At 35.6% G+C, this 2,194-nt stretch carries 2 protein-coding genes and 1 pseudogene; 1 reads left to right on the top strand and 2 read right to left on the bottom strand.

Annotated features, from left to right (window positions below):
- Positions 1–96, top strand: a 96-nt coding sequence (locus IQ234_RS20590; protein ID WP_193958437.1) for a transposase, incomplete at its 5' end; no start/stop codon positions are given.
- 677 nt (positions 97–773) lie between these two features.
- On the opposite strand, the gene IQ234_RS20585 is transcribed toward IQ234_RS20590, so the two are convergent.
- Positions 774–1,523 (bottom strand): class I SAM-dependent methyltransferase, encoded by a 750-nt coding sequence (locus IQ234_RS20585; RefSeq protein ID WP_193958436.1) that lies wholly within the window; start codon positions 1,521–1,523, stop codon positions 774–776.
- A gap of 359 nt (positions 1,524–1,882) precedes the next feature.
- Positions 1,883–2,071 (bottom strand): annotated as a pseudogene (locus IQ234_RS20580) (transposase); the annotation flags it as partial.
- Between the last annotated feature and the right edge of the window lie 123 nt (positions 2,072–2,194).

Here is a 2,194-nt window from a genome sequence, read left to right as displayed (position 1 = left end):
ATGAATACCAAAATAAAGCTTATTAAAAGAATGAGTTATGGATTTACCAATTTTGAACATCTTCGACTTAAGCTGTTTGCTTGCTTTAATTCATAACAAAAATTAACACACGAAAACCAGAAGAGCCAATTATTTTTATTAATAAATATTTTACACAATTCATACCAGGTAAGCAAGAGAGCTACGCCACTACTACCGAATCATTACCTGGAATTCTACAATCTCATCTTTTTCTCCAAAACCTGCCTGATGTATTTCAAGGTTATTAAATTTGTTCAACTCCTTATTTTTTTTCAGTAGATTGAAGGCAAAGTCTCCCGGTTCAAAAGCTATAACACAACCGCTTGGAGTTACTATAGCGTTTTTCAGTCTGCTGAGGTACAAAAGTTATGGGTTTTAGGCAAAAGGAAAGAAAAATAGGTGTACCTCACTAGCTTAGGCAACGCTATATTTTAGAGCAAAACAGTGAGAAGTAACCAACGTTAGCACCAATATCCAGAAAAGTTTGTCCAGGTTTGAGATGATCGCGGATGAAATCAAGTGATTCAGGTTCAAATATATATTTAGTATAGCCAATTTTAAAGTACATATCTGGGCGAATTACCATTGGCAGATTGATTCCTGGCATCACATCCACCAACTCTTGACTTTTGGCTTTTGCCGCTTCTAATTTAAGCTGATTTTGCCGAAAAAGATTTTGATCTAATCTTAATCTGCGGGTGATCGCTCTTGTTACCCTTCTTTGAAAAAAATTTTAGGTTGTTCATGCAATGTCAGTTATGTCTTACTTGGTGCTGTATAAGTTCATCTGTCAATATTTCATTGTCAAGTTTAGTCCTTGAAGCAATAAATATAGAACGACTCAAACCTTGATGTTTTTCTGGATGACTCCAGTCTAGAGGAAATTCCTCATGATTAGGTTGTGTTCTAGGGATGTAGACATAATCAAAATGATTTTGTAAACGAGAAAATATCCATCGTCGTGTTGGACGACATCCCACACCAGAAAAAGCCTGAGTAGGGTTAGCTTGTATTTCTTTGACAGGATTTATCTGTTCATTATCACCAAAAGAAACACAAGTTTCTAAAAAAAGAATTTTTTGACAAGATTGACTTAGAAAATCCAAGGTCAAATCAGGATTTTTCAAATGGTAGAGTAATCCATAGCAATGAACTATATCAAATGGACTATTTTCAAGTGGTTGAGGAGAATCCAAATCTAATCTCAAGATATTAACTCCAGGGTAACGCAAGAGAAGATAATCTAGATTATCTTCTCTTGTTTCTGTTATCGTAATTTGGCACTCTCTGTCTAGATAGTAATGAGAGTGATCACCTATCCCTGCTCCCACTTCAAGTACTGACATACCTCTTACGGGTATGTTAAGGCTGGCCAAATGTTCAAGTCGTCTTGCATTATGCCTTAAATAAGCATTTGAGTGAAAGTGAAAAACAGGATCACTATTTTTGACTATTTTGTATCCCAGGTATTTAAAAGTCTCCTGAATAATATTTTTGAACATGACTTAAATCCTCTAAGGTTTCTATGTTTATGTTTATTGGAATATATGGGCTTTTTAGTAACTCAAAAGCTTTCTAGAAAAAAAATTCAAGAATTTTTTCTAACAATCGTGGTTACTGTTTAGAGGGTTAGGCAGTAAATAAGGTTTTAGCCTTCCCCCCATAAAACTGGGCGGCTAAAGTCACAGCAGTGCGATAACGTGTCTGAAACCCGCCTTGTTCCCAATACTTTCCCAAACTTCCATCCTATTGTATCATACCTACTGTTCAATGACAACCTCGGCTTGTAAATGATTATATAGCAGATGAAAAATTCCACAGAAGATATTCGGCTCTTCTGGTTTTCGTGTGTTAATTTTTGTTATGAATTAAAGCAAGCAAACAGCTTAAGTCGAAGATGTTCAAAATTGGTAAATCCATAACTCATTCTTTTAATAAGCTTTATTTTGGTATTCATTCCCTCAATTAATCCGTTGGTTGTATGATTTTCAAAGTAATTACAAATACCCTGCAAATGCTTCTGGATCATGCTGGCACTACTTTCATATATAGCGGTATGCACTTGCATGAGGTACAATAGAAGAGGACAATAAATTATAGACCTAGGCAGGAGCCACGACCCGATGAAGCCCTATTCTTTAGACTTGCGACAAAAGATCATCGAGACCTACGA

Source organism: Microcystis aeruginosa LEGE 91341 (assembly GCF_015206885.1).
Classification (GTDB): domain Bacteria; phylum Cyanobacteriota; class Cyanobacteriia; order Cyanobacteriales; family Microcystaceae; genus Microcystis; species Microcystis aeruginosa_H.
The sequence above is the reverse complement of the archived record's forward strand: the minus strand, read 5'-3'. Positions and strand labels throughout refer to the sequence as shown.

Excerpts from the sequence above, each read along its gene's own strand:
- IQ234_RS20585 (WP_193958436.1), bottom strand. The coding sequence starts at position 1,523 with ATGTTCAAAAATATTATTCAGGAGACTTTTAAATACCTGGGATACAAA.